Below are 7310 nucleotides of genomic sequence, written 5' to 3'. Positions count from 1 at the left end.
CGGCACGGAGCCGGCGGCCTCCGCCTCGGGGTCGCGCCAGACCGTACGCGGCGGGCCGGCGGAGCGCGTCGCCGCGTGGGCCGATTGCGGCTTGCCGAATTGCGGCCGGGCCGGGTCGCGGCCCCGGGCTCCCTCGCGGGCCGGGCGCGCCCTGGCGCCCTGCTCGGCCTCGGCGGCCCGGGCGGCGGCCTTCGGCGAGCCGAAGGGCGCGATCGGCTCGCGCACCGGGCTGGTGAAGTCGACCCCGGCCTGCTCGGCGAGCGTCTGGCCGAGCTGGTCCTTCAGGACCCGGGTGCGGATCTCGTCCACCAGCCCGACCTCGAGGTCGCCGAGCTGGAACGGCCCGAACGAGAGCCGGATCAGCCGGTTCACCGACAGGCCGAGATGCTCCAGGATGCGCTTGACTTCGCGGTTCTTGCCCTCGCGCAGGCCGAGCGTCAGCCAGACGTTGTCGCCCTGGGCCCGATCCACCGAGGCCTCGATCGGCCCGTACTCCATGCCGTCGATGGTGACGCCGCCGCGCAGGCGGTCGAGGGCCGCCTGGTCGACATCGCCGAAGGCCCGCACGCGGTAGCGCCGGAGCCAGCCGGTCTCCGGATGGGCGATCACCTTGGCGAGGCCGCCGTCGTTGGTGAGCAGCAGCAGGCCCTCGGTGTTGATGTCGAGCCGGCCGATCGCCACCACGCGGGGCAGGTCGTCGGGCAGGACGTCGAACACCGTCTGGCGCCCCTCGGGGTCTCGGGCCGTGGTGACGACGCCGCGGGGCTTGTGGAAGATCCACAGCCGGGTGCGCTCGCGGGCGGGCAGGGGCTCGCCGTCGACCGTGATGCGGTCCTCCGGCCCCACGTTCATCGCCGGCGAATCGAGGCGCACGCCGTTCAGGGTCACCCGGCCGTCCAGGATCATCGCCTCGGCGTCGCGCCGCGAGGCGAGGCCCGCCCGGGCGATGGCCTTGGCGATGCGCTCCGCCTCCGGCTCGGCCGCCGCGGGCGCCGGCTCGGCCGCCTTGCGGCGCGGGGCGCTTGCGTCCGGGCCGGTGCCGGCCGTGGCGGTGCCGGCGGATGCCTCGTCCCGTCCGCGCCGCCGTTTTGGCGCGCCGGTCTCGTCGTCGTTGCTGTCGCTCATGGGGGCCTGATACCAGAGCGGGTTTGTTTGGGCGAGCGGGACGGATGGGCGATTTTTCAAGGGCGGGCGCGGGCGCGCCGGGGGCCGGGGCCGATCCGCTCGGCCTCGCCTTCGCGGCGGCGCGCGAGGCAGCGGCGCTGGGCGAAGTCCCGGTCGGCGCCGCGATCGTGCGCGGCGGCGCGGTGCTGGCCGTCGCCGGCAACCGGCCGCGGGCCGACCGCGACCCCACCGCCCACGCCGAGATCCTGGCGATCCGCGCCGCCTGCGCGGCGGTCGGGGACGAGCGCCTCGCCGGCTGCGACCTCTACGTGACGCTCGAGCCCTGCGCCATGTGCGCGGGCGCCATCAGCCTCGCGCGCATCCGCCGCCTCTACTTCGCCGCCGCCGATCCCAAGGGCGGGGCGGTGGAGCACGGCCCGCGCCTGTTCCGGCAGCCGACCTGCCACCACGCCCCGGACGTGTACGGGGGCTTGCGCGAGGCGGAGGCCGCCGCGCTCCTGCGCGCCTTCTTCCGGACGCGCCGCGGCTGACGAAAGCGGCCGGGGTCGCGGGCGGCGGCGCCGGAAGTGCGGAGTGCGGAGTTCGGCGGCACGCTGCGCCGCGACGATATTTCAGCCTTTTCAAATCAATATAGCAACAGCTATATAGCCGGGCGGCCCGCAACCTGGGCCGCGGAGCGGGAGCGCGCAGCGGATGCGGGACGGACGGGCGTGGCGCGTCGCCGACGACACCGGAGCCGAGCCGAGCCTCGGCCGGATGAATGCCAGCGTCCCGGTCTCGGGGAGCGGCACCTGGCTCAGGCGGCTCCTCGCCTTCATGGGGCCGGGCTACATGGTCTCGGTCGGCTACATGGACCCGGGCAACTGGGCCACCGACATCGCCGGGGGTGCGCAGTTCGGCTACACGCTGCTCGCCGTCATCCTGCTGTCGAACCTGATGGCCGTCGTGCTCCAGGCCCTGGCGGCCCGGCTCGGCATCGCCACCGGGCGCGACCTCGCGCAGGCCTGCCGCGACGCCTACTCGCGCCCCGTCGCCCTGGCGCTCTGGCTCGCCTGCGAGGCGGCGATCATCGCCTGCGACCTCGCCGAGGTCATCGGCACCGCCATCGCCCTCAAGCTCCTGTTCGGCCTGCCCCTGCTCGCCGGGGCGATCCTGACCGGCCTCGACGTGCTGCTGATCCTGCTGCTGATGCGCCGGGGCTTCCGCGCCCTCGAAGCCTTCGTGATCGCGCTGCTCACGGTGATCTTCGCCTGCTTCGCGGCCCAGATCGTGCTCGCGGCCCCGCCGATCCGGGCGGTGCTCGGCGGCTTCGTGCCGGACCCCCGGATCGTCACCGACCCGGCCGCCCTCTACCTCGCCATCGGCATCCTCGGGGCGACCGTGATGCCGCACAACCTCTACCTCCACTCCTCCATCGTGCAGACCCGGGCCTATCCGCGCGACCCGGAGGGACGGGCGGGGGCCCTCCGCTTCGCCGTCGTCGACTCGACCCTGGCGCTCACCCTGGCGCTGTTCGTCAACGCGGCGATCCTGATCATGGCCGCCACGGTGTTCCACACCGGCGGGCACACGGGCGTGCAGGAGATCGAGGAGGCCTACGCCCTGCTGTCGCCGCTCCTCGGCGTCGGCCTCGCCTCGACGCTGTTCGCGGTGGCGCTGCTGGCCTCGGGCCTCAACTCCACGGTCACCGCCACCCTGGCGGGCCAGATCGTGATGGAGGGGTTCCTGCGCCTGCGCCTGCCCGACTGGGCGCGCCGCCTCCTGACCCGGGGCATCGCCATCGTGCCGGTGGTGGTCGTGACGGGCCTCTACGGCGAGGCCGGCACGGCCCGGCTCCTGGTGCTGAGCCAGGTCGTGCTGTCGATGCAGCTGCCCTTCGCGGTGATCCCGCTCGTGCGCTTCGTCTCGGACCGCTCGAAGATGGGCGCCCTCGTGATCCCGCCCTGGCTCAAGGGGCTGTCCTGGGCCATCGCGGCGGTGATCGTCGGGCTGAACCTGAAGCTCCTGGCCGACACCCTGACCGGAGGGTGAGGCGGGCGCCCCAGGGGAGCGCCCCGGCCCGGCCCGCGATACGTCAGGTCGTGGACAATCTTCGCGTGCAGGCGAGGGCCATGCTCAACATTTGGGCAGCGCCCGGGGAAGAAATCGCGGCCCGATCCGGAACAACGTCGCGCCAGAATGCTTAAGGCTCCACATTTTTTACGACGACGTGGATGCCACGATGAAGATCCGCACCGGTTACTCGATCGCGTTCGATACGCCCGGCCCGACCCCGATGGTCCTGATGCTGAGCGTCCACCCCTCGCGCGCCGCCGACCTGCTGACCCCCGACGCCATCGCGTTCGACCCCCCGGTGCCGGCGCACCAGTTCCTCGATTCCTTCGGCAACGTCTGCACCCGGATCACCGCCCCGGGCGGGCGCATCACGATGTCGGCCGACCTCCTGGTCCGGGACTCGGGCGAGCCCGACGCGTACGCGCCGGATGCGGTCCAGCACCCGGTCGAGGAGCTGCCCGACGACGTGCTCCCGTTCCTCCTCGGCAGCCGCTACTGCGACACCGACAAGCTGTCCCAGACCGCCTGGTCGCTGTTCGGCAACACGCCCCTCGGCTGGGCCCGGGTGCAGGCCATCGTCGACTTCGTCCACAACCACATCCGGTTCGACTACCAGAAGGCCGATGCGACCCGCTCCGCCTCCGACGGCTTTGCCCAGCGCGAGGGCGTCTGCCGCGACTTCGCCCACCTCGCCGTCGCGTTCTGCCGCTGCATGAACATCCCGGCGCGCTACTGCACCGGCTACCTCGGCGACATCGGCGTGCCGGCGGTGCCCGACCCGATGGACTTCTCGGCCTGGTTCGACGTCTATCTCGGCGGGCGCTGGTACACGTTCGACGCGCGCCACAACAAGCCCCGCATCGGCCGCATCGTCATCGCGCGGGGCCGCGACGCCACCGACGTCGCCATCTCGACGAGCTTTGGCCCGGCCTGGCTCGCCCGCTTCGACGTCCACACCGACGAGGTGGCGGACGAGGCGCCCGCGCGGCTCGCCCGCGCCGCGTAAGGCGCGCCGCGAGGGCGCGGGAAGCAGATCCGGGCGGCAAAGGGCGGCAGGAGCCGGGGCGGGCGCGGCCCGGCCCCTCGCCGTGGGGCGCGGACGCCGCTATGGCGGCGCGATGCAGCTTCGTCCCTACCAGCGCGCCAGCCTCGAGGCGCTCCACGCCGACTGGTCCCGCGGCGGCCGCAACGGCCTCATCGTGCTGCCGACGGGCGCCGGCAAGAGCCTCGTCATCGCGGCCCTGGCGCGGGAGACGCTGGCGCGCGACCCGGCGGCGCGGGTCGCGGTCGTCACCCATTCCCGCGAGCTCATCGCCCAGAACCACGCCGAGCTGACCGCCCTGTGGCCGCGGGCGCCCGCTGGCATCGCCTCGGCCGGCCTCGGGCGGCGCGAGGAGGCGGCCGCGATCCTGTTCTGCGGCATCCAGTCGGTCTGGAACCGCGTCGAGCCGATCGGCCGGCGCGACCTCGTCGTGGTGGACGAGGCGCACCTGATCCCCCGCGACGCCGAGACCCGCTACGGCCGCTTCCTCGAGCGCATCCGGGCGCGCACGCCCGGGATGCGGCTCGTGGGCCTCACCGCCACGCCCTACCGGCTCGACAGCGGACGCCTCGACGAGGGCACGGGCCGCGTGTTCGAGCGCATCGTCTACGAGGCGCAGGTCGGCGACCTGATCCGCGAGGGCTACCTCGCGCTCCTCGTGTCGAAGGCCACCGCCACCACCCTCGACGTCAGCGGTGTGCCCCTGCGGGGCGGCGACTACGTGCCGGGCGCCCTCGAGGCGGCGGTGAACCGCGAGGCGATCACCCGGGCGGCGGTCGCCGAGATGGTGGCCTACGGCACCGGCCGCCGGGCCTGGCTCGCCTTCTGCGCCGGGGTGCGGCACGCCGCGGCCGTGCGGGACGCGGTGCGGGTAGAGGGGATCTCCTGCGAGGCGGTCTCGGGCGAGACGCCCAAGCGCGAGCGGGACCGCATCGTGCGGGACTTCCGGGCCGGGCGCCTGCGCTGCCTGACCTCGGTCGGCGTGCTGGCGACGGGCTTCAACGTGCCGGAGGTCGACCTCGTGGCCCTGCTGCGGCCGACCCAGAGCACCGGCCTCTACGTGCAGCAGGTCGGGCGGGCCCTGCGGCGGGCGCCCGGCAAGGCTGACGCCCTGGTCCTCGACTACGCCGGCCTGGTGCGCCGCCACGGCCCGGTCGACGCCCTCTCGGCCAACGCCGTGGCGCGGGCGCGCCGCCTCGGCGAGGGCGGGCCCCGGGCCAAGCCCTGCCCGGGCTGCGGCGCCCTGATCGCCCTCAACGCCAGCGCCTGCGAGGGCTGCTGGGTCGAGCCGGAGGCCGAGCCCGACGAATCCGCTCCCCACGAGGCGGCGGCGGACCCGACGAGCCGCATCCTGTCGGGCCGCCTCGCGGAGGGGCCGCGCTGGTGCCCGGTCGAGGCCTGGCGCTTCGTGCGCGAGGCCCGGGCGGGCGGGCCCGACCTCCTCGCGGTCGTGATCGAGGGCGGCGGGGCGGCCCACCGGGTCCGGCTCGACCTCGAGCAGGCGGGCTACCCGCGCGAGAAGGCCGTGCTGTGGTGGCGCCGCCTCGGCGGGGCGCTGCCGGCCCCGATGGACGCGGCCGAGGCCCTGGCGCGCCGGGACGAGCTGGCGCGGCCCGAGGCGATCCGGGTGGCCCCGAGCGGCCGGCTCTCCGAGAGCACCGACTACCGCCTCGCCGACGGGGCGACCTGGACCGACACCCGCCGGGTGGCGTGAGGGGCGCCGGGAGGCCCTTCAGGCGGCGCCGGGCCCCGCCAGCAGGCGCGCGATCTCGGCCTCCACCCGCTCCTTTTCGTCGGCGACGCGGGCGGCGAGGTCCCGGACCTCCTCCGGGCTCCCCTCCGTGCAGGCGCGCTCCAGGGCGGCGCAGAGGCGCGACAGCGGCGCGAACCCGATCAGCCCCGAGGAGGCGACGACCCCGTGCGCCTCGGCGGCGAGCGCCGGGGGGTCGGCGGCCAGGGACCAGCCCCGCAGCTGCGCGGCGAACCGGCCGAGCAGCACCGCCAGGGCGGCGGCCCCGACGGCGTCGCGCAGGTCCTCGAAGGCCGGCCGGTCGAGGCAGGGGGGCGCGGCCGCGGGCACCGTCGTCACGCTCCGAGGAACTCCTCGAGCGCCGCCAGCGTGCCCTGCGGGTTCTCCTCGGCGAGGAAGTGCCCGGACGCGACCGCCGCGACGCCCGCCCCGGGCGCGAAGGTGCCGTGCCAGGCCTCCCGCACGGGATCGAGGCCGCGGCGGCCCACGAAGGCGTCGGCGACGAGGACCAGGGTCGGGCAGGCGATGCGGCGCCCCGAGGCGCGGTCGGCCTCGTCGGCGGCGCGGTCGGGGCCGGCGCCGGCCCGGTAATCCTCGCACGTCGCGTGGATGCGCTCGGGCACGTTCCAGGCCTGGCGGTAGAGCTCGAGGGCGCCCGGCGCGAAGGCGTCGAGGGTGCCGTCGCGGGTCCAGCCGCGCAGGAGTTCGTCGTAGTAGGCGACCGGGTCGCGGCCGATCTCCTCCTCCGGGCCCGGCGCCGCCTGGGCCAGGAAGCGCCAGTGCGGGTAGAGGCCCGGCTCCCGCGCCATCTGCTCCCACTGGATGCAGGTCGGCAGGATGTCGAGGAGAGCGAGGCGGGCGACCCGGCCCGGCTCGTCGAGGGCGAGGCGGTAGCCGACCCGGCCGCCGCGGTCGTGCCCGACCACGGCGAAGCGGGCGTGGCCGAACGTGTCCATCACGGCGACCGCCTCGGCCCCCATGCGGCGCTTGGAATAGGCCGCGTGCGCCGCGTCGCCCCGCGGGGCGGCGGACCAGCCGTAGCCCTTGAGGTCGAGGCAGACGACCCGGTGCGTGCGCGCCAGGGCCGGGGCGATCCTGTGCCAGCAGGCATGGGTCTGGGGGAAGCCGTGCAGCATCAGGAGCGGCGGCGCGTCCTCGGGCCCGCCGGCCCGGGCGAAGAAGCGCCCGTCGGGCAGGTCGATCCAGTGGGACGAGAAGCCGGGAAAGAGGTCTGCGGGCATGGCTGGTTCCGCGCTCGGGAGGGGACGTGTGGCACCGGTGTCAACGCGCGGCCGCCGGCGCGGTCGCCGGCGCGCGGCCGCCCGCGCCGGCCGCCAC

The 7310-nt window shown here is 75.4% G+C and carries 7 protein-coding genes; 4 read left to right on the top strand and 3 right to left on the bottom strand.

All coding sequences use genetic code 11. The features are described 5' to 3' along the window. Positions 1-1125: pseudouridine synthase (locus tag DT057_RS33280; protein WP_162501591.1), on the bottom strand; the 1125-nt coding region annotated here is incomplete at its 3' end. A gap of 44 nt (positions 1126-1169) precedes the next feature. On the opposite strand from DT057_RS33280, the gene DT057_RS33275 reads away from it, so the two are divergent. The 4 genes from DT057_RS33275 (at position 1170) to DT057_RS33260 (ending at position 5936) form a co-directional block, all read left to right on the top strand. Continuing rightward, positions 1170-1655, top strand: a complete 486-nt coding sequence (locus tag DT057_RS33275) for a nucleoside deaminase (protein ID WP_128566302.1) — start codon at positions 1170-1172, stop codon at positions 1653-1655. Positions 1656-1818: 163 nt separating this feature from the next. Further along, a complete protein-coding gene (locus DT057_RS33270; protein WP_128566301.1) occupies positions 1819-3156 on the top strand; it encodes an Nramp family divalent metal transporter in 1338 nt (445 codons plus the stop codon). Between the two features lie 190 nt (positions 3157-3346). Then, entirely contained in the window at positions 3347-4186 is an 840-nt protein-coding gene (locus DT057_RS33265) for a transglutaminase-like domain-containing protein (protein ID WP_128566300.1), read from the top strand. A gap of 112 nt (positions 4187-4298) precedes the next feature. Further along, entirely contained in the window at positions 4299-5936 is a 1638-nt protein-coding gene (locus DT057_RS33260; protein ID WP_128566299.1) for a DEAD/DEAH box helicase, read from the top strand. A gap of 18 nt (positions 5937-5954) precedes the next feature. On the opposite strand, the gene DT057_RS33255 is transcribed toward DT057_RS33260, so the two are convergent. Continuing rightward, positions 5955-6311 carry an Hpt domain-containing protein gene (locus tag DT057_RS33255; protein ID WP_128566298.1) on the bottom strand — a complete coding sequence of 119 codons (357 nt, stop codon included), beginning with the start codon at positions 6309-6311 and terminating at the stop codon, positions 5955-5957. After that, the gene (locus DT057_RS33250; protein ID WP_128566297.1) at positions 6308-7213 is read right to left on the bottom strand and encodes an alpha/beta fold hydrolase; all 906 of its coding nucleotides are present in this window, start codon (positions 7211-7213) and stop codon (positions 6308-6310) included. The genes DT057_RS33255 and DT057_RS33250 overlap by 4 nt, the downstream gene beginning before the upstream one ends. Between the last annotated feature and the right edge of the window lie 97 nt (positions 7214-7310).

Origin of the sequence: Methylobacterium crusticola, from assembly GCF_003574465.1 — a bacterium.
Classification (GTDB): Bacteria; Pseudomonadota; Alphaproteobacteria; order Rhizobiales; family Beijerinckiaceae; genus Methylobacterium; species Methylobacterium crusticola.
This window is presented reverse-complemented; position numbering and strand designations above follow the sequence as displayed.

Coding starts and splice junctions, on each gene's coding strand:
- DT057_RS33275 (WP_128566302.1), top strand. CDS start 1,170: ATGGGCGATTTTTCAAGGGCGGGCGCGGGCGCGCCGGGGGCCGGGGCC.
- DT057_RS33270 (WP_128566301.1), top strand. CDS start 1,819: ATGCGGGACGGACGGGCGTGGCGCGTCGCCGACGACACCGGAGCCGAG.
- DT057_RS33265 (WP_128566300.1), top strand. CDS start 3,347: ATGAAGATCCGCACCGGTTACTCGATCGCGTTCGATACGCCCGGCCCG.
- DT057_RS33260 (WP_128566299.1), top strand. CDS start 4,299: ATGCAGCTTCGTCCCTACCAGCGCGCCAGCCTCGAGGCGCTCCACGCC.
- DT057_RS33250 (WP_128566297.1), bottom strand. CDS start 7,213: ATGCCCGCAGACCTCTTTCCCGGCTTCTCGTCCCACTGGATCGACCTG.